This is a genomic window from Planococcus sp. BI3 (assembly GCF_056680115.1).
This window is the reverse complement of the sequence record NZ_CM155266.1, coordinates 1,976,662-2,002,661: the sequence shown is the minus strand read 5'-3', so window position 1 is coordinate 2,002,661 and position 26,000 is coordinate 1,976,662. Positions and strand designations below refer to the sequence as shown.

Annotated in this window: 27 protein-coding genes; 16 read left to right on the top strand and 11 right to left on the bottom strand. The window is 50.1% G+C overall.

Annotated features, from left to right (window positions below):
- The first annotated feature begins 29 nt into the window (after window positions 1-29).
- The 5 genes from nagA to AC1MEO_RS09975 all read left to right on the top strand — a co-directional run bounded on the left by nagA (window position 30) and on the right by AC1MEO_RS09975 (window position 3,767).
- A complete protein-coding gene (nagA, locus tag AC1MEO_RS09995; RefSeq protein ID WP_480329979.1) occupies window positions 30-1,190 on the top strand; it encodes an N-acetylglucosamine-6-phosphate deacetylase in 1,161 nt (386 codons plus the stop codon).
- 5 nt (window positions 1,191-1,195) lie between these two features.
- On the top strand, window positions 1,196-1,936 hold the full coding sequence (nagB, locus tag AC1MEO_RS09990; protein WP_480329977.1) for a glucosamine-6-phosphate deaminase: 741 nt from the start codon (window positions 1,196-1,198) through the stop codon (window positions 1,934-1,936).
- A gap of 5 nt (window positions 1,937-1,941) precedes the next feature.
- A complete protein-coding gene (locus AC1MEO_RS09985) occupies window positions 1,942-2,664 on the top strand; it encodes a GntR family transcriptional regulator (RefSeq protein ID WP_480329975.1) in 723 nt (240 codons plus the stop codon).
- Window positions 2,665-2,737: 73 nt separating this feature from the next.
- A complete protein-coding gene (locus AC1MEO_RS09980) occupies window positions 2,738-3,007 on the top strand; it encodes an HPr family phosphocarrier protein (RefSeq protein ID WP_480329973.1) in 270 nt (89 codons plus the stop codon).
- 25 nt (window positions 3,008-3,032) lie between these two features.
- A complete protein-coding gene (locus AC1MEO_RS09975; RefSeq protein ID WP_480329971.1) occupies window positions 3,033-3,767 on the top strand; it encodes an SIS domain-containing protein in 735 nt (244 codons plus the stop codon).
- A gap of 214 nt (window positions 3,768-3,981) precedes the next feature.
- On the opposite strand, the gene AC1MEO_RS09970 is transcribed toward AC1MEO_RS09975, so the two are convergent.
- From AC1MEO_RS09970 to AC1MEO_RS09955, 4 genes are all read right to left on the bottom strand, one after another.
- Window positions 3,982-5,304, bottom strand: a complete 1,323-nt coding sequence (locus AC1MEO_RS09970) for a CitMHS family transporter (protein WP_480329969.1) — start codon at window positions 5,302-5,304, stop codon at window positions 3,982-3,984.
- A gap of 179 nt (window positions 5,305-5,483) precedes the next feature.
- Window positions 5,484-6,191: a response regulator gene (locus AC1MEO_RS09965; protein WP_480329967.1), complete on the bottom strand. Its 708-nt coding sequence runs from the start codon at window positions 6,189-6,191 to the stop codon at window positions 5,484-5,486.
- A complete protein-coding gene (locus AC1MEO_RS09960) occupies window positions 6,188-7,837 on the bottom strand; it encodes an ATP-binding protein (RefSeq protein ID WP_480329965.1) in 1,650 nt (549 codons plus the stop codon). Before AC1MEO_RS09960 ends, AC1MEO_RS09965 begins: the two co-directional genes overlap by 4 nt.
- A 379-nt stretch (window positions 7,838-8,216) precedes the next feature.
- Complete coding sequence (locus tag AC1MEO_RS09955) at window positions 8,217-8,834, bottom strand: YdhK family protein (RefSeq protein ID WP_480329963.1); 618 nt, start codon at window positions 8,832-8,834, stop codon at window positions 8,217-8,219.
- Between the two features lie 134 nt (window positions 8,835-8,968).
- On the opposite strand from AC1MEO_RS09955, the gene AC1MEO_RS09950 reads away from it, so the two are divergent.
- Genes AC1MEO_RS09950 through AC1MEO_RS09940 form a run of 3 tightly spaced genes read left to right on the top strand, consistent with a single transcriptional unit; the run spans window position 8,969 to window position 12,030 of the window.
- Window positions 8,969-9,946, top strand: coding sequence for a F510_1955 family glycosylhydrolase (locus AC1MEO_RS09950; RefSeq protein WP_480329961.1), 978 nt, complete (start codon window positions 8,969-8,971; stop codon window positions 9,944-9,946).
- A gap of 34 nt (window positions 9,947-9,980) precedes the next feature.
- Complete coding sequence (locus AC1MEO_RS09945; protein WP_480329959.1) at window positions 9,981-11,369, top strand: sensor histidine kinase; 1,389 nt, start codon at window positions 9,981-9,983, stop codon at window positions 11,367-11,369.
- Entirely contained in the window at window positions 11,362-12,030 is a 669-nt protein-coding gene (locus tag AC1MEO_RS09940) for a response regulator transcription factor (RefSeq protein WP_480336074.1), read from the top strand. Before AC1MEO_RS09945 ends, AC1MEO_RS09940 begins: the two co-directional genes overlap by 8 nt.
- Window positions 12,031-12,374: 344 nt before the next feature.
- On the opposite strand, the gene AC1MEO_RS09935 is transcribed toward AC1MEO_RS09940, so the two are convergent.
- From AC1MEO_RS09935 to AC1MEO_RS09920, 4 genes are all read right to left on the bottom strand, one after another.
- Window positions 12,375-13,853: a phytoene desaturase family protein gene (locus AC1MEO_RS09935; RefSeq protein WP_480329957.1), complete on the bottom strand. Its 1,479-nt coding sequence runs from the start codon at window positions 13,851-13,853 to the stop codon at window positions 12,375-12,377.
- Between the two features lie 106 nt (window positions 13,854-13,959).
- The gene (locus AC1MEO_RS09930) at window positions 13,960-14,286 is read right to left on the bottom strand and encodes a four-helix bundle copper-binding protein (protein ID WP_480329955.1); all 327 of its coding nucleotides are present in this window, start codon (window positions 14,284-14,286) and stop codon (window positions 13,960-13,962) included.
- A 101-nt stretch (window positions 14,287-14,387) separates the two neighbouring features.
- Window positions 14,388-14,642: an SHOCT domain-containing protein gene (locus tag AC1MEO_RS09925; RefSeq protein WP_480329953.1), complete on the bottom strand. Its 255-nt coding sequence runs from the start codon at window positions 14,640-14,642 to the stop codon at window positions 14,388-14,390.
- A 19-nt stretch (window positions 14,643-14,661) separates the two neighbouring features.
- On the bottom strand, window positions 14,662-14,925 hold the full coding sequence (locus AC1MEO_RS09920; protein ID WP_480329951.1) for an SHOCT domain-containing protein: 264 nt from the start codon (window positions 14,923-14,925) through the stop codon (window positions 14,662-14,664).
- A 168-nt stretch (window positions 14,926-15,093) separates the two neighbouring features.
- Between AC1MEO_RS09920 and AC1MEO_RS09915 the strand changes: the two genes are divergently transcribed.
- The 5 genes from AC1MEO_RS09915 to AC1MEO_RS09895 all read left to right on the top strand — a co-directional run bounded on the left by AC1MEO_RS09915 (window position 15,094) and on the right by AC1MEO_RS09895 (window position 19,570).
- Complete coding sequence (locus AC1MEO_RS09915; RefSeq protein ID WP_480329949.1) at window positions 15,094-15,657, top strand: GNAT family N-acetyltransferase; 564 nt, start codon at window positions 15,094-15,096, stop codon at window positions 15,655-15,657.
- Between the two features lie 485 nt (window positions 15,658-16,142).
- Window positions 16,143-16,868: an ABC transporter ATP-binding protein gene (locus AC1MEO_RS09910; protein WP_480329947.1), complete on the top strand. Its 726-nt coding sequence runs from the start codon at window positions 16,143-16,145 to the stop codon at window positions 16,866-16,868.
- Window positions 16,865-17,887 (top strand): ABC transporter permease, encoded by a 1,023-nt coding sequence (locus tag AC1MEO_RS09905; protein WP_480329945.1) that lies wholly within the window; start codon window positions 16,865-16,867, stop codon window positions 17,885-17,887. The genes AC1MEO_RS09910 and AC1MEO_RS09905 overlap by 4 nt, the downstream gene beginning before the upstream one ends.
- 627 nt (window positions 17,888-18,514) lie before the next feature.
- Complete coding sequence (locus AC1MEO_RS09900) at window positions 18,515-18,799, top strand: DUF5316 domain-containing protein (protein ID WP_480329943.1); 285 nt, start codon at window positions 18,515-18,517, stop codon at window positions 18,797-18,799.
- A gap of 18 nt (window positions 18,800-18,817) precedes the next feature.
- Window positions 18,818-19,570, top strand: a complete 753-nt coding sequence (locus AC1MEO_RS09895; RefSeq protein WP_480329941.1) for a class I SAM-dependent methyltransferase — start codon at window positions 18,818-18,820, stop codon at window positions 19,568-19,570.
- A gap of 512 nt (window positions 19,571-20,082) precedes the next feature.
- Here AC1MEO_RS09895 and AC1MEO_RS09890 read toward each other — a convergent pair.
- Window positions 20,083-20,439, bottom strand: coding sequence for a DUF1801 domain-containing protein (locus AC1MEO_RS09890; protein WP_480329939.1), 357 nt, complete (start codon window positions 20,437-20,439; stop codon window positions 20,083-20,085).
- 13 nt (window positions 20,440-20,452) lie between these two features.
- Window positions 20,453-20,971, bottom strand: coding sequence for a helix-turn-helix domain-containing protein (locus tag AC1MEO_RS09885; RefSeq protein ID WP_480329937.1), 519 nt, complete (start codon window positions 20,969-20,971; stop codon window positions 20,453-20,455).
- A gap of 159 nt (window positions 20,972-21,130) precedes the next feature.
- Here AC1MEO_RS09885 and AC1MEO_RS09880 point away from each other — a divergent pair, with 159 nt between their 5' ends.
- Window positions 21,131-22,441 carry an MFS transporter gene (locus AC1MEO_RS09880; RefSeq protein WP_480329935.1) on the top strand — a complete coding sequence of 437 codons (1,311 nt, stop codon included), beginning with the start codon at window positions 21,131-21,133 and terminating at the stop codon, window positions 22,439-22,441.
- A 91-nt stretch (window positions 22,442-22,532) separates the two neighbouring features.
- A complete protein-coding gene (locus AC1MEO_RS09875; protein WP_480329933.1) occupies window positions 22,533-23,516 on the top strand; it encodes an ornithine cyclodeaminase family protein in 984 nt (327 codons plus the stop codon).
- Between the two features lie 888 nt (window positions 23,517-24,404).
- Here the strand turns inward: AC1MEO_RS09875 and AC1MEO_RS09870 are convergent.
- Entirely contained in the window at window positions 24,405-24,965 is a 561-nt protein-coding gene (locus tag AC1MEO_RS09870; RefSeq protein WP_480329931.1) for a maltose acetyltransferase domain-containing protein, read from the bottom strand.
- 113 nt (window positions 24,966-25,078) lie between these two features.
- Here AC1MEO_RS09870 and AC1MEO_RS09865 point away from each other — a divergent pair, with 113 nt between their 5' ends.
- Window positions 25,079-25,720, top strand: coding sequence for an alpha/beta fold hydrolase (locus AC1MEO_RS09865; RefSeq protein ID WP_480329929.1), 642 nt, complete (start codon window positions 25,079-25,081; stop codon window positions 25,718-25,720).
- The last annotated feature ends 280 nt before the right edge of the window (window positions 25,721-26,000 follow it).

The following is a 26,000-nucleotide window of genomic DNA, read 5'->3' as shown; positions in this document are numbered from 1 at the left end:
CCTGGTTTTTCGCAAGGAGAGTGGTCGAGATGAGTAAAAGCATATTGATTTCCGGCATCACCATTGCAGATGCTGTTGAAGAAAGTTTTGTGGGGGACATTCTCGTGGAAGACGGGAAAATAAGCCGTGTTGCCGAAAAAATCGATGCGCCCGCTGATTTCCATATAGAAGCTAGCGGAAAAAGTTGGACGGCGTTTCCTGGGTTTATTGACGTCCATATCCACGGTGCTGCGGGGCATGATGCCATGGACGCAACACCAGAAGCGATGAATGGCCTGGCTGCTGCGTTGCCGAAAGAAGGCACAACGAGTTTTTTGGCGACGACGATGACCCAATCGGATACAGCCATTTCGGCGGCTTTGGAAAATATCCGTGAATTCCAGGCACGGGAAGGGCATGCGGAAATGCTGGGCGTCCATCTGGAAGGGCCTTTCATTTCCGATAAGCGGGCAGGAGCACAGCCGATTGAACACATCGCCGAACCGTCCTACCCGCTATTCCGGAAGTGGCAAAAGCTCAGCGGCAACCAAATCCGGCTGGTAACGCTTGCGCCCGAAACGACAAACGGATTGGCCTTCATTAAAAGCCTGGCAGAAGACGGCGTGATTGCGTCAATCGGGCATTCAGACGGAACTCTGGAGGAAATGCAGGCCGCCGTCCAGTCTGGCGCGAGCCATGTCACCCACCTCTACAATCAGATGAGTCCATTCCATCACCGTGATCCAGGCGTAGTGGGTGCTGCTTTAACAGAAGACGGCTTAACGGTGGAAGTAATCGCCGACTTTATTCACAGCCATCCGACTGCGGTTAAACTGGCTTTCCGCCAAAAAGGGGCAGAGCGGCTGATCCTCATTACCGACGCCATGCGTGCAAAAGGCCTGGCGCCAGGGGTCTACGATTTAGGCGGCCAGGATGTGCAGGTCACCAAAAAGGATGCGCGGCTCGCCGGTGGCACATTGGCTGGCAGCATCCTGACGATGGAAACCGCCGTCAAAAACATGCAGTCACTCACCGGCTGCAGCCTGAGGGAGCTGGTCTTGATGACTTCCGCCAACGCGGCAAAAGAACTGGATCTTGTGAACAAAGGCCGGTTGCAAGTTGGCGCGGACGCTGATGTGGCGATTCTGGATGACAATTTTACTGTGCAGATGACCATATGCAGAGGAACGATCTCTTATACGAAGGAGTGACTGTGATGAAACTGATACGAGTCGAAAACTACGAAGAGATGAGCAGCAGGGCGGCACAATTAGTGGAACAGCAAATCCTGGAAAACAGCCATTCGGTGTTGGGGCTCGCGACCGGATCGACACCGCTCGGCCTTTACGAAAAACTGATTGAAGGCGTTCGGGAGCGGGGCATTTCCTACCGGCATGTCCAAACCGTCAATTTGGACGAATACCGCGGACTGTCTGGTGACCATCCGAACAGCTATCGCCATTTCATGAATGAAAAACTGTTCCAGTCCATTGATATTGCACCGGAAAGCACCCATATTCCAAACGGCAAAGCATTGTCGGCAGAAGCGGAATGCCAGCGTTATGAAGCGCTGATCGATGAAATCGGACCGCCGCATCTGCAGATTCTCGGCATGGGAACGAACGGCCATATCGGCTTTAACGAACCCGGAACGCCGGAGACAAGCCTGACCCATTGTGTGCAGCTCGAGGCATCGACCCGGAACAGCAATGCCCGGTTCTTTAGCGACCGCGATAGCGTGCCGACCCATGCCATCACGATGGGAATCGGGTCGATCCTGAAAAGTGAAAAGATCCTCCTGCTGGCTTCCGGCAAAAAGAAAGCGCAGGCAGTAAAACGCTTGTTGGATGGCCGCATCAGCAAAGATTTTCCAGCTTCATTTTTATGGAAACACAATCATGTTACACTGATTGTAGACCGGGATGCCTACGCGTTGGCTGCGGCAGAGGAGGAGTGAAAGCTGTGCTGGACAAACAATCGCCGATTCCGATTTATATTCAAATAGAAGAACAACTGAAGCAGCAGATCGAACAAGGCGACTTTCCGATCGGCACAGCGATTCCTTCTGAACGCGAACTGACTGAACGCTTTGGCGTCAGCCGGATGACGGTGCGCCAGTCCATCACCAATCTGGTCAATGACGGCCTGCTGTACCGGGAAAAAGGGCGCGGCACATTTGTGGCTTCCCCAAAAGTCGAACAGCCGCTGAATGGCTTGACGAGTTTTACGGAAGACATGATAACGCGCGGCATGGTGCCGAGCAGCAAGCTGATCGGTTTTGAAATCCTGGAGCCGGAACCGGACATCGCCGCTGACTTGCAGCTGGCGGAAGGGGACAAGGTCTTTTTCGTCGAACGCATCCGCTTTGCCGACGACAAACCGATGGCCATCGAACGCACTTATTTGCCGGTCGACCGTTTTCCAGGCCTCGACAAGGTTTCCTTGCAGGGATCGCTGTATGCGATGATCGAAGAAGGGCAACAGTTGACGATCAGCCGTGCCACCCAGCGGATGGAGGCGGGGCTTGTGAAAAAAGAAGATGCCGAGCTGCTGCAGATCAAAGCGCCCGCAGCCATCCTGATGATTGAACGCATCAGCTATTTGGCCGGTGAGCAGCCATTCGAAGTGGTCCGCAGTACGTACCGTGCCGACCGCTACAAATTCACGACCGACATCAAGCGCTGACGGTAAAACCTTGAACAATGAAGTTTTCGAATCTAGAGCACCATCAGAAATCAACACCAGAGGAGAGAAAATAATGATTGAAAAAAGCTATACCATCACCAGCGAAGAAGGTCTCCATGCACGCCCAGCATCAAAATTAGTGGGAGCGGTATCGCCGTTTTCTGCAGAAGTCAAAATGCTTTATAAAGAAAGAGAAGTCAACTTGAAATCCATCATGGGCGTCATGTCACTCGGTGTTTCAAAAGGCAATAGCATCACGATTACAGCTGACGGCAGCGACGAAGAATCCCTAATGGCCAAAGTCGACGAAATGATTGTCGCTGAAGGGCTTGGAAAAGCGTAAGCAGTTGAACTGGAGTTGAATCAAGATGTTAAGCAGTTATTTCAAACAGGTACAGGAACGGCTGGAGCTTGTCGAAAAAAATGAAAAACTTGCGATGCGGACAGCTGCCGGAAAAGCAGCTGACGCAATTCAGGCAGGCGGCATCATCCAACTGTTCGGCTGCGGCCATTCACATATTTTGACGGAAGAAGTGTTTTACCGCGCCGGCGGCTTGGTGCCGATCAAGCCGATTTTCGTGGAACCGCTGATGCTGCATGAAGGGGCGGTCCAATCGTCCCAGCTGGAACGCCAGAATGATTACGCGGCAAGTTTCCTGAAGGAACAGGATTTTCGTGCCGACGATGTGGTCTTTGTCATCTCCACTTCCGGCCGCAACCCGGTGCCGGTGGACGTCGCAGCCGCTGCGCGCGAAAAAGGCGCGTTTGTCATCGGCATCACGTCGCTAGCGTATTCAGCCAGCCAGCCTTCGCGCCACAAAAGCGGCAAGCACCTGTTCGACTCGGTGGATCTGGTCATCGACAACCATTCAGTAGCAGGTGACGCAATCCTCTCTTATGAAGGTGTCGGTGCTCCATTTGGTCCGACATCGACCGTCGTAGGCGCAACAATCCTGAATGCGATTTTTGCGGAAGCCATCAAGAAAATGGCTGATGCCGGTTTTCCGCCGCCTATTTTCCTGAGCGGCAATATCGACGGAGCAGATGCACACAACACGCAGCTGATCGATAAGTACAGTGCGCGGATTCCGCTGCTGTCTTGAATTTTTTAGCGCACGGCAGAGATTTTTCTGCCGTGCTTTTTTGTTGCGATTAGGGCTGAACGTGCGTAAACCCGTCTGAACGTGCGTAAATTTTGCTGAACGACCATAAATCCATCTGAACGCCCACAAATCCCGCTATTCCGCAAACAACCATAGAAATCCGCACAAAAAAGACAGCTGCGGTAGCAACCCCAGCTGTCTTTGATGAAAATCCTTACACAACACCGATCAAAATTGAAATTCCAAGCAATACGATGCTGAATCCCCACATGATCGGAAGGGAGTAGCGGATGTGGCGACCCATTTCGAGTCCAGCCAGCCCAAGTGCCAGCCAAAGCGCCGGTGAGAAGGGGCTGACGAACGTCCCGATGATGTTTCCGATGATCATGGCGTAGGCAGCAGAAAGCGACGAAACGCCAAACTCCGTAACTACCTGTTCCACAATCGGGAATAAGGCAAAGTAATAAGCGTCGGTACTAAGCAGCAAATCGAACGGTACGCCAAAAAATCCGATAATGATGTGAAGATACGGAATGACGAAGGCAGGCAGAACTTTCACCAAGTCATTTGCGATCGAATCGAGCATCAAGGTGCCGTTCAGAATGCCAAGGAACGAACCGGCTGCAAGAATGATGGCAGCCATCAATAAAGCATTTGGTGCATGGTCTTTGATGCGGTCCATCTGGTCTTTCATGTTCGGGTAGTTTAAAGGCAAAGCCAAACTGACACCGATCATGAAGGCAAAGCCGGCAGGGATGACACCCCATACGAGAACCCCGATGACTGCAATAGCCAGAATTGTATTGGACCATAACAGTTTAGGACGTCGCAGGGAAGCGGCCTTCAAAGAGGCTTCATCCTGTGCCCCCTCGATAAGCGGCTGCGCTTCTTCGTAAATTTCTTCATTGAAGTCTCCACGTTTGGCGATCAGGCGTTTTTCACGGATGGCCAATAAAACGGCAACTCCGATCAGCAGCACCAAGCCGATCACCTGGACTTTGATCAATGGCCTCCAAAGTTCTGTAACATCAACGCCCAGAACCGCGGCGGTACGGCCAAGCGGACCGCCCCATGGCAGCATGTTCATGATGCTGGCAGACATCCCGACCAACAGCAACAGCAAATAAGGGTTCATTTTCAAGCGTTTATACAAAGGCAATAAAGCCGGGATGCTGATCAGGAAAGTGGAAGCTCCTGAACCGTCAAGCTGAGCGACAGCTGCAATCAACACGGTTCCGATTGCCACCGCAATAACGTTTCCGCGTGATACGGCAATCATTTTATTGATTAACGGTTCAAACAAGCCGACATCTTGCATAATGCCGAAAAACAGGATGGCGAAGATGAACATGATGACGACGCTCATGACGGAATCGATGCCGCTATTGAAAAATTCACCGATTTCTGCAAAGCTGAATCCCGCAACAAAGGCAGCGACAATCGGTACCAGAACAAGTGCGACGATGGGCGTAATTTTATTGCTGATCAGCAATGCGACAATGACCACAATGGTCAGTAATCCAATAATACTTAACATAATAATTCCTCCCCAGAGCTAAAAGATTAAAATGAAGGAAGAATTGTAACCGCATACAAAAGATGTATTTAGTATAAAATCCTTCTGCTTCTAAGTTATAGCTCTAAACTTAGCACAGGAGGATTTGAAAAATAAGATTATTCAATTAAGTTAACTAAAGAGCCTTTTGATGGTTTTGTTCATTTTGTCCACGGGATGTAACGCCTTTCGGGACGACCAATCTCCCCGTAATTCAATTGTGCTTTCGCTTCGCCGGTGGACACCAAATGCTCGAGGTAGCGGCGGGCAGTGGAGCGGCTGACGCCGACCGATCTCCCGGTTTCCATAGCGTTGATGCCTGCCGGAGCAGAGGATTGCAAAATTTCCATAATGCCGACCAAAGTCAGTTGGTCGATGCCTTTGGGCAGTTCACCTTCAGTTGTATCTGAAAGAAGGGCAATAGGTTCGATGCCGATCAGCCGATCGATGTCTGTCTGTTCCAGGTTCTGGCGGGAAGCAAGAAAAGCTTTTTGTTCGCTGAACCGTATCAGGGATTGTTCGAAGCGGATAAAATCCACGGGTTTGATAAGGTAATCAAAGATACCGCAGCGCAGCGCCTCTTCAATTGTTGCTGCTTCCTTCGCAGCTGTCAGCATAATTATATCGACTGGATGGAAGGTGCTGCGAATTTCCCGAAGCATATTAAGCTCTATACGGTCAGGAATAAAAACATCCAGTAAAATCAGATCCGGCAGCTCATGGCTGTTGGCGAGAAAATCCATCGCTTCATCACCTGTCTTCGCGATGCCGGCCACTTGGTAGCCAGCGACCTGTTCCACCAGTTGACGGTTGATCTCGGCTACCCGAAAATCATCTTCAATTATCAAAACATGAAGCTCCTGTTTCATAAGTTATTCTCCTTTTTCGGTAATGAAACGATAAAGCAGGCTCCGCCGAGTTCACTTTCCTCGGCATGCAGTTCACCACCGACAAGGGCAATCAGGTGTCTGGTGGTACTCAAGCCATAGCCCCGATCGCTTCCCGATTTCGATGAAAATCCTTTATCAAATAAAACCTGTTCTTGGCCGCTTGGAATTCCAGGGCCAGAATCATCGATTTCCAGCAAAATGTCATCTCCGACATCCGTGAAATACAGCGCAATCTGCTTGTCGTCAGGCGGACAGTCTTTCACAGCGTCCAGCGCATTGTCGATCAAGTTGCCGATCGCCGTCAGCAAAGCGCGGCTTTGCGGCTCAGATAAAGGCGTCTTCAGCTGGCTATCCGGATCAATCACCAGCTGAACCTGCTGCTCGCTTGCCTGATTGAGCTTGCCGATCAGAATGCCGCTGATCAGCGGATCGGCCACTTTGTCGATGACTTGCTGGATCCATTCCTGCTGAATGTTATGCTCCATACGAATAAAATCGAGCACTTCCTGTTTTTTATTCAAATGGACTAGCCCTGAAATGGTGTAAAGTTTATTGGAAAACTCATGCGTCTGTGCACGCAAAGCATTGGCATATTGCTTTACATGTGACAGCTCCTTCGTCAGCCTGTCGATTTCGGTTTTATTGCGGAAAGTGGAGACAGCACCAACCAATGTATCCTCGTAATAAATCGGTCCTGAATTTACATAAACCGCATAGCTGCCGTATATCTGCTCTTGATCGAAGCGGCTCTTGCGGGTTTTCAAAATCTCAGGCAAATCAGAAGTGGGCAGGACTTGCCGGATGGGTCGGCCAATGAGCTTGTCCACGTCCTGGGCGTTGCCGAACAGCAATTGCTGTGCCATCTGATTGAGCAGGGTGATCCTCCCCGTGTCATCGACTGCGATAATGCCTTCATGGGTCGACTGCAGAATAGTCTCTTTCTGAAACAGCAGGCGGGAAATTTCCTCGGGCTCGAGCCCATGCAACTTCCGCTTGATATAGGTGGCAATCGCGATGGCCATGACAATTGCGGCAGTAGCGATGATCAGCAGCATCAACCATAATTCATGATTATAACCGCCGATCAGCGTCTGGATATCATTTGCGAGAAAGCCGACCGACACTACCCCGATAATGTCATTCCCTGAGTAAATCGGCACTTTGGCGCGCAGCGAATTACCGAGAGAGCCGGTAGCCTCCGATACATAGGAATCGCCGTAAAGCAAGGCGCGTTCATTGTCTTCACCGACCATCCTCTTGCCGATCTGCTCCGGATTTGGGTGTGAATAACGAATTTCATCCGTATTGCCGACGACAATAAATTCGGCATTGGTCGACTGCTGGATCGGGGAAACAAGCGGCTGGATAATTGCCGCCGGATTTGTAGTTTCAAAGGCGAGCGCAATATCGGGATTGAGGGCCACACTTTCTGCAACGCTCAATGCCTGCTCACCGAGTTGCGTCTCCAAGGTATCGGTGATGAAATAATCGAGGAAAATACCGATAAACAGGACGATCGCCAAAATCAGAAAGCCGATCAAACCAATCATCTTCATCTTCAAATTCATAGTGGCTGTTGCTGGAAGCGATCGTTTTTGGATATCAGCTTTGCGGAATTGAATCATGTGGTAGAGCTCCTTAGTATAGATCTGCTTTTTGTAATAATACCATATGCGCGGCATAGGTTTGTGGCTCCTTGAGTACTTGGAATCTTTTCTGAGTATCTGCAAATTACTGACTTTTGGAAGATAAAGACTAATGAATAACAAGAAAGGGAGATTTTGGCGCACGGCAGCGTTTTTCTGCCGTGCTTTTTTTGTGCAATTAGGGCTAGAACGTGCGTAAATTTTGCTGAGCGACCGTAAATCCGTCTGAGCGTGCGTAAATTTTTTTGAACGACTGCAAATCCCACTGAACGCCCAAAAATCCAAAAAGGGGCGGAATTGCCGCCCCTCTGAACAAGCAAAAAGCCTCCCCGGTGCCAAATGCACGGGGAGGCTCTCTTTATTCGGCGGATAACTCGCTTTCGGTCACCCATTTATGGTTGGTGACGGCTTCATCAGTATCGGCCGTCGTAAAGTCGACCATGTAGACGGTGGTTTCTTCGGCCGAATCGATGGTGGCTGTGGCGCCGTCCATGCCTTCCATATGGTCTGTAGCAATGATTGCCTCATCACCGGCTGAAAGAGGCGTGTCGCCCGCATCCTCCAACTCTTCGTGGATGACCCATTTATGGTTTTCGACCGGTTCACCGCCGGTGGTCGGTGTAAAGCTCAAGGCGTAAACGGTCGTGTCGTAGGCGCCGACGATGGTCGCTTCAGCCCCGTCCATGCCTGGCATATGATCTGCATTCATGATGGCTTGGCTGCCGACTCCAAATGTTGGGTTTTCAGCTTCGGCCAGTCCTTCTGGTATTTCGCCGGAGCTGGAATGATCCATGCCCCCATGGCCCATATCTTCTTCCAAATCCTCGTCCATGTTTTCATCCATTTCTTCCGTCATGTCGACCTGGTTGTCAGGGTCGGCCGGGTTCATCGCATCTTCTTGCGTATCCCCACAGGCTGCCAACGTGATTGCCGTTAAAGTTGACATTGCCATCAACAGAAATTTGTTTTTCGTCATTGAAATCCCTCTCTCTTCACTATAGTCTTTACACTGTACCCAAATAGTATGCAAATGCTGTGCAGAATCTGCACAAAAAATCAAAACTTTTCTTGTACAATAAAACAAAATTGAACGATGGGAGGACGATTGGAATGAACATAAAATGGGTATTAGTGCCTTTAATGAGCGGTTTGCTGCTTGCAGGATGTGGAGAAGAAGAAGTACCGGAACCACCAAACGCTGAAACTGCTGAGGATGTTGAAACAGATGAAACCACCCAATCCGCCGAAACCTCTGAAGATTTCGAAGTGGCGTTCGATGGCCGCATGGACCATGTCCACGGAATGGGTTTTATTGAAAATGAGGAAGGGCTGTATTTTGCCTCACATCATGGCCTGAAGATTTACCGCGACGGGGAATGGCTGGAAACAAACGATCATTTCCATGACTATATGGGCTTTAACGCAGTCGATGATGGTTTTTTCACATCCGGACATCCAGGTCCTGGATCGATGATGCAGAACCCGATCGGCATACAGCGCAGTAAAGACGGCGGCCGCTCACTCGACCATATGGGCTTTGAAGGCGAAACCGATTTCCACGGCATGGCGGCCGGCTACCGCAGCCATCACCTGTTTGTCATGAATCCACAGGAAAATTCACAGATGGGGCCAGGGTATTTCCGCAGTGAAGATGAAGGGGAGCAGTGGCAGCAAGTGGATGGCAAGGGATTGGAAGGCGAGATTTCTGCTTTTGCTATGCACCCAAGCGATTCGCAATTGATTGCCGCAGCAACGACTGCAGGGATTTTCCTGTCTGAAGACGGCGGTGACAGCTTCACCTTGGTGACGGAAGACGGGATTTACGGAACTGCCGTGTTCTTCAGTGAAGACGCGCTGTATTACGCGACTTATGGCACACAAGCAGAGCTCATCGAGTATACTTGGGAAAATGACGGACAACAGGCGCTCGAATTGCCTGACTTGCCGGAAGATGGCATTCTGTACATCGCACAAAATCCGTCCAATAAAGACGAAATAGCCATCTACACAGCAGCGGGCCATGCCTTTATTTCCGAAGACGGCGGAGGCACATGGAATCAAATCCTGAATGCCGGACAAGTAGAGTAACGGAGAGAAATGTGTTGTTACGGCGGAGGTCCTTATGTTCAATAAATTATCTTTAAAAATCGGCTTATTGTTTTTTATCTTCATCTTGATCATTGAAGCGTTCCTGTTTGCGACGCTTTATTTCACGCTGGTCAATGAACGCGTTGATGAAGTGATGGAGAATTTATTGGCGCGGGGCGAAACCCATAGCGATGTGCTGGAAGACAGCTTTGAAGAGATGACGCTCACTCATGTCGGCATGATGGAAGCCGCTACTGATTTTATTGTCGTGATTACAGATGAGACAGGTGAAATTTTGATCAATTCAGATGCATTGGAACCAGAAATGCTGGAAGTGCTGAGTCATACTGATTTTGACGCCGTGCCCATAGACGGGGAAATAATCGAGGAAAGCTGGCAGGACAAGCGTTATATCGCGACGGACAGCCCGATCACGATTGACGGGGTACACGAAGGCCATGTCTTCATGTTCGCACCGACCGATAATATCGAGCGCATCATCGACCATCTGAAAAACCAGTTTCTCCTGGTCGGCATCATTACGGTCGTTTTGACCATCATTGCGATCATGCTGCTGTCACGGATCATTACTTTGCCGCTGATCCGCATGAAAGAAGCGACCGAGCAATTGAGCCAAGGCAATACCCAGGTCGATCTGACGAATGACCGAAATGACGAGCTTGGGGAACTGGCGAACGCCATCACCAAATTGTCGACAGATCTCGACCGGTTGAAAAATGCCCGTAATGAGTTCCTGTCGAGTATTTCGCATGAGCTGCGGACGCCACTGACCTATATCAAGGGTTATGCCGATATTCTGGACCGGCCGGAGACGACGGAACAGGAGCGCGAAGAATATATGGCGATCATCCGCGAAGAAGCAACCCATTTGACAGGGCTGGTCGGGAATTTATTCGACTTGGCGAAGCTGGACCGCAATCAATTCACGATTGAACGAAAAGATGTCTCTATTGCAGAATTATTGAAGTCGGTCGCCGTATTGGTCAAACCGGCATTTGATGAAGAAAAAATTGAACTGTCGATCAGCTGTGAGGACGAGGTGCAGGCTTCCATCGATCCTGAACGCATCCAGCAGGTGCTGCTCAACATTCTCGACAATGCCCGCAAACATTCGTCGGCAGGCGACCGTGTGGCGGTGGAGTGCTGCGAGGAAGTGGACGGCATCGCCATTCGCATCAGTGATGAAGGGCAAGGGATTCCTGAGGAAGAATTGCCTTTCGTTTTTGACCGGCTGTACCGCGTCGAAAAATCGAGGTCGCGCGAACGGGGAGGATCAGGGCTCGGCTTGGCGATTGCCAAGGAAATCGTTGAATCGCATGGCGGACGGATCCGCATCGACAGCCAATTCGGCAGAGGAACAGCTGTTACGGTCCGATTGAAAAGGGGTGGAGACCATTCATAAAGTATTGCTGGTGGACGATGAAAAACGGATGCTCGACCTGGTGTCGCTTTATTTGCGGCCGCATGACTATGCCTGCACAAAAGCGGACAGCGGCAAGCTGGCGCTGGACCTGCTGGATAAAGAAACATTCGATTTGGTGCTGCTGGACATCATGATGCCCGACATGGACGGCTGGGAAGTGTGCCGCGAAATCCGCAAATCCTCCAATGTGCCGATCATCATGCTGACTGCCCGTGAGCAGCAGGAAGACATCGTCAAAGGCCTGCGGCTCGGAGCGGACGATTACATGACAAAACCTTTCGGCGAAGAGGAATTGTTGGCGCGGATGGAAGCCCTGCTGCGCCGCAGTGCCCCGGCAAAGCGCATTGAATTGGATGGCTTGGTATGGGAAGAGGACCGTTTTGAATTGAGTTATAAGAATGAACCCATCCATCTGACCCCGAAAGAGTTTTCGATGCTCGGCTTGCTGATGAAAAATCCGAATAAAGTTTTCGAGCGCGAACGCCTGTTGGAATTAGTCTGGGGCTTCGACTCGGAAACAGAAGGACGCACCGTCGATTCACATGTCCGCAACATCCGCGAGAAAATTCGTCAAGCCGGCTTTCCGGTTGACCAGCACTTCCTGACGGTGTGGGGCATCGGCTATAAATGGGTTAATTAAAAAACCGCTGCAGAATTTTTCTGCGGCGGTTTTTTTGCGCGGCAATGTTTTTTGCCGTGCTCCTTTTAGAGCATTCCGTGTTGGATGGTTGTGATACTGAGCGCCCACATAGTTGGCTGAACGATCGTAAATTTTTTTGAACGACTGCAAATCTCTCCGAACGATTGCAAATTCATCCCAGCGACTGCAAATCTTCCTGAGCGATTGCAAATTTTTCTGAACGACTGCAAATCCGCCGTGCCACCCAAAATGTGAAGCCAGAGCCGAACCGAAGGCCTAGATATGTCCGGGACCCTATGTTTTTCGCCGAACCATACATGTTTTCGCTTCAAAAAACCAAAAATCTACACCAGACGCTTGCCCGATACCGACCGTGCAGCATGGATCCCGCTGGCGGCAGCGCCGATGGTTCCGCCGCCCGGGAAAATGTGGTCGCCGCAGACGTAGAGGTTCGGCAAGCCGGAATGATGCGAAATGGAATTGAACAAAGCGGCATCCAAGGTTTGGGGAAAGCCGCCAACCAGTCCATTTGGCCGGCCCGCAAAACGTTCCCACGCTTTGGGCGCGCCGCTTTCCATATGGACAACCGCCTCGCGGAATTCAGGGATAACCCCCTGAATGGCCTGGAGCATGCGCTCCGTTAAAACCGCCCGCGTATCTTCGTATTTTTCCTGGCTATCCCATTCCCCAATGCGCGAGTGCGTGGAGATCGTCACGGTTTGGAAACCTCGAGGCGCGCGCAGCTCGTCACCCGGAACAGAACTGGACATGAAGAAATGGCCGCCTTCAGCAAGCCCATCGCCTGTTGAAATCTGGCGAAATGGCGGCAGCGGCTCTTTCAGCCGTGCCGAATCCACTGCCAAATACAGCGTGAGCGTCGTCCAAGTTTCTCCGGCAATGCCATCGCGCAGCGAAACCTTCAGTTTGGACACCAGCTCCGGCGCCAAGATCTTCGGCAATTGTTGGATGGGGACATTGAGGATGACATCCGTCGCTTCATAGACATTGCCGCGATGATCGGTCGCGATCCACAAATCGCCCCGGCGTTCCAGCTTTTCAAGCGTCCGCCGCTTTTTCAGCACGCCGCCATTTTCCTTCAGGCTGTCGCCCATCAATTCGGAAAAGCGGTACAAGCCGCCAGGCACGTAATACGCTCCTTCGTGATAAATATCAAGCGCCACTGCGGACAATAAATACGCCACATCTTCACTGCCGGTCTGCATGCTGTCGATCAAAAGGCCATCGAGCATATGGCGAAATTCCTGCAAGTCCCCAAGTCCATGCTTTTTCAGCCGCTGACCCAAGGTTTGATTAAAAAAAGGCAGGAGCTTGATGTGCTTGGGACGCATGGATTTTGTCAGGAATGCCCATTCGGCCGCCGTTGCAGGAGGCAGGGACGGGAGTGGATCCATCAGGGTGCGGACGATAGCCGCAGTATGGTGGATTTCCTTGTAGAACGCGCGGATCCGGTCGCTATGCTCAGGAAAATGCGCCGCGATGCCCTCGACATGGCGCGCTCGGTCTTTATGGAACACGAATGTCGCTTCCGGATGGACCATTTCCATGACCCGTTCAAGCGGTTCGATGGCCATCGGTTTGCCGAGGAAACGGAAGACGCGGTTGTGGATGCCACCCGGTTCAAGGCCCATGCCAAGCGTAGCGCCAGCAGGGAATAAATACTTTTTGCGTTTGAATTTACCGGCGCAGCCGCCGAGTTCTGAAGAGGCTTCCAGCAGCGTCACTGGCCATCCTGCTTTTGCGAGCAGTGAACCCGCTGTCAATCCGCCGATGCCGGCGCCTATCACCAATACTGTTCGTGCCATCCGAAACCACTCCTTTGGTTACATTATGTCGAAAAACCCGCACTTCCGCCAACACAAAAGCCCGGCTGCCGGGGATTTCCCAGCAGCCGGGCTTTTGGTATAAAAATTATGCCACGTTTCGGCAAGCTTCTGCGCATTTTTTACAGGCTTCTGCACATTTCTGGCAGTGATCGTGGTCGTGTTTTGCACATTCTGCTCCGCATGCATCGCAAATGGTCGCGCATGCCTGCGCCAATTCTGCGACGAATGGCGAGTTGCGGGTAATGGCATGTTCCAGATACGCGCAGATGTCGGCGCATTCCCGGTCCAGCCGAATGCACTGTGCCATCATCTTCACATCGTCTTCCTGTAAGCACGCGTCAAAACAGTGGTTGCACGCTGCTGCGCAATCGTGCAAGGTTTTAATCAGTTCTGCATGTTGTTCATGTGCCATCAATAAAACCTCCAGTTTCAGATTTTGTTATGTTTCTTTTTGGTTTCCCTTTCAATTGCCAATTAAACGGAAATTGAGAAACTCCACAAAATCTGCACAGTTCAGTTTGTTGGCGGTCCTTTCAAATTGCGCAATTGCTCGTCGTATTCCTCTTTGCTGATTTCACCATTGACATAGCTTTGGCGCAGCGATTCAGCCGCTTGGTTTGATTCGCTGGGCTCGGTTTGTGCTGATTTTTTGCGTGCTTTGATCAGCGTGAACCACAGAAGCGTCCCGATTGCCGCCAATAGAACGATAAATCCAACCGCGATAGTTGCGCCAAGTGCCGGATTTCCTTGCGTAAAAAATTCTCCCATGCTCTTCAACTTCCTTTCTTTAATGAAGCTTCTTTCTCGATTGTTCATCCAAAATCTTCATGCGTTTCTGAAACTCTTCGTCGCTGATTTCGCCCCTGTCGTACTGCTCTTTCAGCAGCTGGGATTGTTTATTCTGAGGAGGCAAAATATCACGGGGCATACTTTTGCGGCTGGTATAGATCACCAATCCAATAAACGCCATCACCAGGAACATCAGGAACAACAGCATCCACAGGTACAATGGAATTCCCGGGTCCAGTGCATTCACATCAACAGCTTCCATCCTCTCACGCTCCTCTTTGCACTAAAGTCACGTTTGCTTATATTCATTTTACACGTTTCTGTCCGTAAATAATCGAACAAGTGACAGATCAATAAAGCAAAAATTTATGGATGGAAGATTCTGAAAGTTATGCTAGGATTAATTTACATAGAAAAAGGAGAGATTCCCATGTTCATACATAAAATTGATGACGACCTGTCGCTCAAGCTGCAGGAAGTGCGCGATGCGGAACGGATTTTCGAGCTGACTGAGGCTTCACGGGATTATTTGAAAGAATGGTTAGGGTGGCTGGATTTCACCACCAAAGTACAAGATACCAAAGACTTCATCAAATCCGGAAGCGGCAATTTCGTCGAAGGCAAGAGCCTCGGCGCCGTCATCCTCTACAAAGGCGAAATCGTTGGGATTGCGGGATTCAACAACATCAACCAAGGCAACAAGACGGCTTACATCGGCTATTGGCTCGGCCATGAATACCAAGGGAAAGGAATCATGACCCGCGTCGCCAAAGCCCTGACCGATTATGCATTACTCGATCTTCAGCTCAATAAAGTCGAAATCCGGGCAGCCGTGGGCAACCACAAAAGCCGCAGCATCCCCGAACGCCTCGGCTACACCGAAGAAGGCACCATCCGCCAGGCCGAATGGCTGTACGACCATTACGTCGACCACGTCGTCTATGGCATGCTGGCTTCGGAGTGGGGGGAAGGAAAAGCGGAAGCGTCCGTGTAGCTCTGCCGGGCATAAGACGATCTGGCGAAGCGGCGTCCTTTGCCGCATAGCCAGAGTGGCTTATGTCCCAAAGAGCTGGGCGCTGGAGTCTGGACAATAAGAAAAGCGGAAGCAGCCGTTAAGCCGCGACAAGCGCTGGAAGCCTTGCCGGTAATGGCGTTCTTCAGCCATTGCTGGAAAGGCTGAAGCGACTCGAGGGGCTGGCTGCTGGAGTCTGGACACAGAAAAGCGGAAACGGCCGTTCAGCTCCGAAAGGCATAAGACGAACCAGCAGAGTGGCGTTCTTTGCCGCGCAGCTGGGTTGACTTATGACCCGAGGAGTTGGCCGTTGGAGTCTGGACACCAAGAAAAGCGCAAACACCCATACAAGATGCATACCCATTATAGATAAAAAGCAAAGCAGCCCTCCCGCTGCTTTGCTTTTTTTGAAATGAGCGTAGAATACAAAGTGACAACAGGTTTTTATTCGACTGGAGGGAACGGACATGGATAGCAGCATCTCCATCAACAAGCTCAGCAAGAACTACGGCAAAATCCCGGTGCTTCATGGAGTGGACCTGCAAATTGCAGGCGGTGAGATTTTCGGATTGATCGGGCCGTCGGGGTCGGGGAAAACCACTCTGGTGAAGATGATCGTCGGCATCGATTCGCCGAGCGGCGGCACAGTAGATGTGCTTGGCAAACGGGTGCCTAATCTGTCGCTGCTGGAGGACCTTGGCTATATGGCGCAATCAGATGCACTTTATCCTGAACTGACCGGCAAAGAGAATTTAAGCTTTTTCGCTTCGCTGTACAAAATGAAAAAGGCTTATCTGAAAGAACGGATTGCCTATGCGGCAGATTTGGTTCAGCTGACAGATGAGATGGGCAAGAAAGTCTCTGCTTATTCAGGTGGCATGAAACGGCGATTGTCGCTGGCCATCGCATTGGTGCACGATCCGAAAATCCTGATCCTCGATGAGCCGACCGTCGGCATCGATCCGGAACTCCGGCTGTCGATCTGGCGTGAGTTGATGCTCTTGAAAAGGGAGCAGGGCAAGACCATCATCGTAACGACGCATGTTATGGATGAAGCGGAAAAATGCGACCGCATCGCCATGGTCCGTGAAGGCGGCATTCTGGCAGCCGGAACGCCAGACGAATTAAAGACAGCTTACGGGGCGGCTGATTTGGAAGGCGTCTTTCTGCAGGCTGGGAGGGATGCACGATGAGAATCCTGGCATTGATTCGACGCATCATGCTGCAGCTATTGCGCGACAAGCGGACGATGGCGCTGCTGTTTTTCGCTCCGCTCATTGTCCTGACTTTGATGTATTTCTTTTTCAATGGCGACAATGAAAACCCACAGCTCGGGCTTGTCGGCGGCAATGACCCGCTCGTTGGCGCGTTGGAAACTGCATCGATTGACGTGATTTCCTATGACGAAGCTGATCAACAAACCATCATCACGGATGGCTTGGACGGGTTGCTGGAAATAAATGGAGGCGACTTCCAGATTACGCTGGAAAACAACGACCCAAGCACATCCCGGGCTTTATTGATGAAGGTCACGCAAGCGGCAGCTATGCAATCTGGCGGAGGGGCGCCTGCCAGCATTGATACGGAATATATTTACGGAGATGCAGAGACAGAATTTTTTGACGTTCTGGGGCCGATACTGGTCGGCTTTTTTGTCTTCTTTTTCGTATTTTTGATTTCTGGAATCGGGTTATTGAAAGAACGGGTTTCGGGAACCTTGGAGCGGCTGCTGGCAACACCGATCCGGCGCTGGGAAATTGTCCTGGCTTATCTGACTGGGTTTGGTATTTTCGCTGTCATCCAAACAGTCATCGTCGTATTCTACTCGATTCAAGTGCTGGATATGATTATGGTCGGCCAGGTTTGGCACGTCATCATCGTCAATCTGCTGCTGGCTTTGGTGGCGCTGTCCCTCGGCATTCTGTTATCGACTTTCGCGGCTTCAGAATTCCAAATGGTCCAGTTTATCCCGATCGTTGTCATTCCGCAGATCTTTTTCGCCGGCATCATCCCGCTGGAAGGCATGGCCGATTGGCTGCAGAACATCAGCCGCATCATGCCGCTGTATTACGCGGCCGATGCCCTGAAAGCCATCATGTACAGAGGAGAAGGCTTGGCGGATGTAACCAGCAACCTGCTGGCGCTCGCTGCTTTTGCGGCGGTTTTCATTTTCCTGAACATCGTCGCCTTGAAGCGCTACCGGAAGCTATGAAATAAAAGAGGGCTGTTCGCTGATTTTTTAGGTGAAATCAGTCCGCTTAATGAAATCAGCGATTCCAAGTAGTGAAAAGCAGTTCGCGCAAGCGAACTGCTTCCTTTTGCGGTCTTGAACTGGAGTGTGGGGATTTGAGTACGTGTAGCAAGGCGAAAGGATGAGGTAGAAGGATGGGGAATTGCTGTAGGGGAGTGGGAAGTTCATGTATGGAATGAAAACGTTCATGTTTAAAACGAGGATGCTGGTTTGGATTCGAACAGTTCATGTAGAAGCTTTAAACGTTCATGTAGAACGCTGAACCATTCATGTAGGCGATGGAATCATTCATGTAGCCATATAAAATTCATGTAAGGATGTCGCAGGTTCATGTAGCCGCCTCGAACGTTCATGTAGAACGCTGAACCATTCATGTAGCCACATGAAATTCGTGTAAGGATGAGGATCTTTCATATAGCCAACTAATATATTCACTTTGAAACCTCAGACCATCAGCTAGAAAACCGAATGATTCACATTGAAGTCAAAAATCCTTTCTAACAGCTACCTCTAGCGGACGACATTTGGTAAAATTAGCATGCAGGGAAAAGTGTAATCATCCACAGTACCTAAAGGAGAGAAAATAGCATGAAATACTTTTTGATTGGAATCTTAATCGTCATGGCTGGTGTGCTGGTTGCTTATCTGACGAACGATTGGTCACTGGTTTTCGTTATTAGCGGCATCGCTGCCGGAATCGCGTTGATTTGGGGCGTATTGGGGTTGGGAAATGGCAAGAACAAATCGACAAGAACGACAAGTTCAGAAAAACGCCGTGAACAGCAACAGCGCGTAACGAAAATGAAGAACGCAGTATTAGTGGCTGTGCCGAATATCATCGCAGTCATTGTTAACCTGGTTATGATTTCATAAAGCGGATGGGGTGAGGAGTTGTTAGGGTATTACAGCAGTTTGTCATCAGAAGTCTATGATCTCGATAAGCCGATCGGCAGTTCATTCGGGGATATTGAATATTATTTGGAGCGGCTGGCTTCGTGCAAAGGGCGCATTCTGGAACCGGCAACAGGGACGGGGCGTCTGCTCATACCCTTGCTGGAAAAAGGATTTCAAGTGGACGGTTTTGACGTATCTGAGGAAATGCTTCGAGTGTGCCGCGTTAATTGCGAAGAACACGGACTTCTGCCAACATTGTTCAACGCGAAAATGGAGTCGTTCTCGATTGAAGCAAAGTATGGGGCTATCGTCATCCCGACAGGCACGTTCCTGCTGCTTCATGAACGTGAAAAATCGCTTCAGGCTTTGCAGAATTTCCACAACCACCTGGAAACAGGAGGCCGTCTGATTGTCGATTTGCATGTGCCATCCGATATCGAACTCGAGAAAACCTCGACGCGGACGTGGCAAGCTGAGAATGGCGACACGCTAACGGTGGAAAGCAAGAAAATTGAAGTTGACTGGATCAAGCAATATTTCATTTCCCAGGGGCGCTATGAACGCTGGCGCGAAGGTCGGCTGGTCCAGACGGAGCTCGAACGGTATCCGATGCGCTGGTATGGCGTCGAGGAATTCAAGACGATTCTTGAAGGGCTCGGTTTCCGCGATATCGGCATTTCAACAGGTTATCGATTCGGCGAGTACCCGGAAAATGCAGACTCCATCATCACCTTTGAAGCGACGAAATAGAAAAAACGAGGCGCATTAGATTGCGCCTCGTTTTTTAAAATGCTTAAAAATAGTTCTTTTAACTGCCTGCGCTTTTCTGTGTCCAGACTCCGGCGCCTAGCTCTTCGGGTCATAAGTCAGCCCAGCTGTGCGGCACAAAGAGCGCCGCGTCGCCGATCTGCCTTATGCCTGTCAGAGCTGAACAGGCGCCTCCGCTTTTCTGTGTCCAGACTCCGGCGCCTAGCTCTTCGGGATGCAAGCCACTCCAGCTATGCGGCTGAAAACATGCCGCTTCGCCAGATCGTCTTACCCCTGTCAGAGCTGAACAGGCGCCTCTGCTTTTCTGTGTCCAGACTCCGGCAGCCAGCCCCTCGAGTCGCTTCAGCCTTTCCAGCAATGGCTGAAGAACGCCATTACCGGCAAGGCTTCCAGCGCTTGTCGGAGGCCCGCAGGATGCGGGTCAGCTAACCGTTGCGACACGATGTCGCGCTCTTAGGTTAGCTTCTGCTGTTGGGCTGCCTCCGCTTTTCGTGTTATCCCCGATTCAATTCCACGGCATCCCAGATCAGCAGCTTCAGCTCATCAGGCCGGATTTCGTCTGTCCGGTGCAACCGCACATGACGCATTTTATTGCCATCGCCTTCGAGTAGCTTGGACTGGTCGCGAAGGTCCGCGCCACGGTAAAAGCCGAAGTTGACGTGGGTTTTGGCAGTCTGCATATAGCACACCAGACCTTCTTTTGCATAGCTCGGGTTGGACCATTTAAAGCCCTCTTCCATTTCCGGATAAGCTTCGAACACCAATGTGCGCAACTGCGCCACGATTTCCTGCGTGTGGCTTTCCAGCCCTTCGATAAATTCATCTACTTGCGGATCTTTGATTGGATGCATAGACGGACTCTCCTTAATTCGTTTTGGATGATACCAATAAAAACCGTACATCTTGCTCCGTTAAGTTGAACCAATAATGCTTTTTGCGTGCATCGAACAGGATGGACTGCTGCTGTGCGAGTTCGGTGCGTTCACCGTCGACTTCCACTGTCAACATTCCAGCTACGACGAATAGAAACTCGTAGCCGTTGTGGGCAAATGGATTGCCTTCCGAATCGCCGGGCTTCAACGTCACGAGCATCGGCACGAAATTGGCTTCTTTGACGCCTTGCGATAAATCTTTGTAATAAAACCGTTCAAGGCGTGTGGCCCAATCGATTTCTTCGGTTTCATTCGCAAAAAACAGGCTGGGATCCACATTCAGGGCATCCGCTATTTTGCGCAGCGATTCCAGCGTCACACTTGATTTGCCACGTTCGACCTGGGACAGAAAGCTGATGGAAACCCCGGTTTGTTCCGCCAGCTTCTTCAAGGTCATCTTCCGTTCCTTGCGAAGGTTTTTCAATGTTACCCCAATTGTTCCGTCCGGCATGCAGAAACCCCTCTTTGCTAAATGTTCTGCTCTCATCATACCGTACATAAGCAGAAAATAAAATTAAGGCAGGTTATTGACAGAATATTGCTAACTGACTAAACTGTTGGAAAGGGAGAATTAAAGTGTCACTTCAATTATTCGCAAGGGGGAAATGGGATGGATAAAAAGCAAACACGCAAAGTTTTAACGGCAAGCCTGGTAGGGAGTTCGATTGAATGGTTTGATTATTTCCTGTACGGAACAATGGCGGCGTTGGTATTTAACCAATTGTTTTTCGTCAATGAAGATCCGGCGGTCGGGCTGATGCTCGCTTATGCATCTTTTGCGCTATCATTCTTTATCCGTCCATTCGGCGGCATCATCTTCAGCCATATCGGCGACCGCATCGGCCGCAAAAAGACTTTGGTAATCACTTTGAGCTTGATGGGCTTTGCGACATTCGCAATGGGGCTCCTGCCGACTTACCAAGCAATCGGCGTTGCCGCACCGATCCTGCTGATTACGCTTCGTTTGATCCAAGGTTTGGGCATCGGCGGCGAATGGGGAGGGGCATTGCTGCTCGCCACCGAATATGCACCACCTGAAAGACGGGGTTTTTTCGGCAGCATTCCGCAGATGGGCGTCACAATCGGAATGGTCATGGGAACCTTGGCATTATATATTATGACTTTATTGCCGGAAGCCGCATTCATGAGCTGGGGCTGGCGCGTTCCATTCATTTTGAGTGCGTTCCTGGTGGTCTTTGGCCTATGGATCCGCAAAGGCATTGATGAAACTCCAGAGTTCAAAGCGGTTAAGGCATCCGGTGAAATTCCGAAGTTGCCGATTGTGGATACCTTGAAATACCATTGGCGCGAAGTATTGATCGCCATCGGTGCAAAAGTTGTCGAAACAGCACCGTTCTACATTTTCGGAACTTTCGTGGTATCCTATGCAACAACCAACCTTGAATTTTCGCGAACTGCCACATTGGCTGCGGTGATGATTGCGACAGTCATCACGACGATTTTGATTCCAATTATGGGCTCATTATCCGACCGTGTTGGACGCAAAAAGATGTACGTCACCGGCTCGGTGGCTATGGCGTTATTCGCTTTCCCGTACTTCTGGCTGCTGCAGCAGGGGTCTGTAACTTTACTGATCGTCGCGACGGTCATAGGGCTCGGCATCATCTGGGCACCGATTACGGCAGTTCTCGGCACCATGTTCTCGGAGATTTTCGACGCTAAAGTCCGTTATACTGGCGTGACATTGGGGTACCAGATCGGCGCAGCCTTAGCGGGCGGAACGGCGCCTTTGGTTGCGACATTCCTATTGGCGACATTCGACAACTCTTATGTGCCAGTCGCGCTTTATATTATCCTAACGGCGGTCATTTCACTCCTCTCGATCTGGGCAGTGAAGGATTTGAGTGGCAGACAAGGACAGCCAGAACCAAAGTTAGTGGCAGAAGAAAGCCGCGTTTAAGGGGAAATAACTATTGCCCATCGAATAATAGCTAGACTACAGCGCCCGGATTCAGCGGGCGCTTACGCTTTTTTAGGAGGATACTCTATTCATGCTTATCATCAACGAACAGCAAATTCAGCAGCAATACCATATGGTCGACGCTATCCACGACGTTACGGAAATTCTGCGCGCCAAGCAGCAGGGTGGGATCAACAGTCCGCATCGCACGGTTCTCGATTTTCCGGAGCGGCAGGCATCGGCGCTGTATATGCCGAGTGCCGATACGGTTAATAAAATCTCAGGCGTCAAAATCGTCACCATCTTTCCGGAAAATCCGGCACAGGGCAAGCCGACCACGCAAGGCGTTATCCTGCTGTCCGACGGTGACAACGGGGAGCATGTCGCGATGATGACCGCTTCTTACTTAACGCGCTTACGCACGGGTGCGCTCAGCGCCATCGCGACCGACCTTTTGGCGCGCAAGGAAAGCCGTGTCCTGACCGTCATCGGCACAGGCGCGATGGCATTCGAGCAGGTGTTGGGTGTGCTCGCTGTACGGCCAATCGAAAAAATTATCCTGGTCAACCGGACCCCTGCAAAAGCGGAGCGCTTCGGTGAACGTCTCGTGGCATTCGGCGTGGAAATCCCGTACACGGTCGAAACCATCGTTTCGTCAGCGGTCCAGCAGGCAGACATCATCTGCTGCGCCACGCGGTCGAACGAGCCGGTCTTTAATGGCGAAGACTTGAAGCCGGGCACACACATCAACGGCGTCGGCTCCTATTTGCCGAGCATGCGCGAAATGGACGAAACGACCATCCTGCGTGCGAATAAAATCGTTGCAGATGACATCGCCGGCGTCAAAAGTGAAGCAGGCGAGCTGATCTACAGTGTGGATAGCGGGGCCTGGTCATTTGACCAGCTCCACGCCGAACTTGGCCAGCTGGTTGTTGGTGATGTAGCCGGGCGCGAAGCAGAATCGGAAATCACCTTCTTCAAATGCGTAGGAGCAGCCTATTTCGATCTAGCAGTCGCCAAAGGCGTCTACAGCAAAGTAAAAGCGAGTGGAGCAGGAATGGACGTTGAATTGTAGGTTTGAGTTTAAAGAAAAATCCCGTAAGCGGCAATTTGCGCTTGCGGGATTTCTTATGGATGGGATTTGGATGTTTATGAGAAGAATTACGCCTTCTACCTGAACCATTTCGATTTCTACAGGAGAGTACGGGGCTTCTACCTGAAGCTTTCGACCTCTTACATGAATCACATCTTCCTACCTGAAAGCTACAGGTTTCTACCTGAACCGTTTCGATTTCTACAGGAGAGTATGGGGGCTTCTACCTGAAGCTTTCGACTTCTAACATGAATTACATCTTCCTACCTGAAAATTACAAGTTTCTACCTGAAACATGTCGATTTCTACAGGAGAGTATGGGGCTTCTACATGAAGCTTTCAACTTCTTACATGAATTACATCTTCCTACCTGAAAGTTACACCTTTCTACCTGAACCATTTCGATTTCTACAGGAGAGTATGAAGCCTCTACATGAAGCTTTCGACCTCTTACATGAATCACATCTTCCTACCTGAAAGTTACAGGCTTCTACCTGAACCATGTCGATTTCTACAGGAGAGTATGAAGCCTCTACCTGAAGCTTTCGACTTCTTACATGAATTACATCTTCCTACCTGAAACGTTTCGATTTCTACACGAAGCTTTCCCACCGCTATAGGAATGTCAGTTACTAATAGTTCCAATCAACACTCCCACAATCCAAGCTCAAGCCCATCAAATTAGCAACTTGACGTAAATTTGCAAAAGTAAAAGCTCTCTCTAATAAAACATCTTTTGCGAATAACTATACAAAATTTACATAAAGCACTCACGCATTTAATGAAATGTTTGTATAATGATGGAAAAGATAGTGTTAGAGGCAACGAAAAAATCTAAATGAAAAAGCAACACGCCAAAGCGCATTGCTTTTATTCCTCAATATGGCCGATTGCTTTCGCAGGATTTCCGCCGACGATGGTATTGGCAGGCACATTTTTGGTGACGACAGCGCCGGAAGCGATGACGGCATTGTCGCCGATCGTGATGCCGGGGTTAATGACGGCACGGCCGCCGATCCAGACGTTGTCGCCGATCGTGACAGGCTTGCCGAATTCTTTGCCGGAATTCCGGGCAGTCGGATGGAGTGGGTGGGTAGCTGTGTAAATATGGACACCCGGTGCAATCATGCAATTGTCGCCGATCCGAATTTCGCAGACATCGAGAAACACGCAATCGAAATTGGCATAAAAGTTTTCGCCGACATGGATGTTGAACCCATAATCGCATCGGATCGTCGGGGTGACGTGGATGATTTCACCGGTCGAGCCAAAGAGTTTTTTCAACAGGTCGGAGCGGTCCTGGCCATCTATTTCAGTTGTTTCGTTAAACAAACGACTCAGACGGCTGGCATTCATCCGTTTTTGGCGCAGCTCAGAATCCTGAGGATCGTACATTTCACCAGCCAGCATCTTTTCTTTTTCCGTTTTCATTCATCAACCTCCCAGCAAGAATAGTGATAAGTTGATTGTATCATAGCTAATTGGAGGAATATTTAGTAAACTTATGGAATATTCTTTATAATAGAGAGGAAGGGGTGAGCTTTATGAAAACAATCGACTACAAAGTCATAGGCTATAAAGGAATTGAGGTTCCCTACACGGTCGTGTTGACGGAAGATTACACAAAAAAATTGGCCATCTTTTTGCCAGGTGCCGGATATACCACGAAAAGTCCGCTGTTTCATTTTGCAGAAGAGATTTTTTTAAATGAAAACTACGATGTCCTGCGGGTTAATTATCAGTATACAAGTAAAGCGTACAACGAATTCACCATGAAGGAATTGGGCGAGGCAATTGTCCATGACGTACACCTGGTGATCAAAGAGGTACTGAAAGGCAGAAATTATCAGGAGTTTTACTTGATCGGCAAATCACTCGGCACCATCGCCATGGGCGCCGAAATGAAGCGTCCTGAATTCAGCGACGCCAAAGCCGTTTGGGTGACGCCGTTATTGAACCAGGAAGAAGTCCTCAATACGATGGTCAACAGCAAAAATCCTGCCCAATGCTATATCGGCGACAAGGATCGCTACTATTCACCCGGTGCATTTGAATTGCTGAAAACCAATCCGAACCTGGAATCGACCCTGTTGCCTGAAATCAACCACCGATTGGATTGCAAAACCGATCCACTCAAGTCCATTGATGCCTTAAAGCAGATCATCGCTGGAATCAAAAACTTTTAATGCGAAGCCGTCCGCTTATTTGGGGCGGTTTTTTTGATTGGGAGTTTACTGGTTTCTAGACGATGTTCCGGTGGTCGACGTGAATAGTTGAGGCTTCTATCAGAAGGAAAGTTGACCTAAAGAAACCAGCTTTTTCACATTTTTTCGGACGCTTTGGGTAGAGCAAAAACGATTGCTCCTGCGCAAGTTTGTCGCCAATAAAGTCTCAGGAATGCCTGGCCACTTTTTGTCTTCACCCATGGATAGTGAGGACTGGGGACAAATGTTCTGCTGTTGTGTA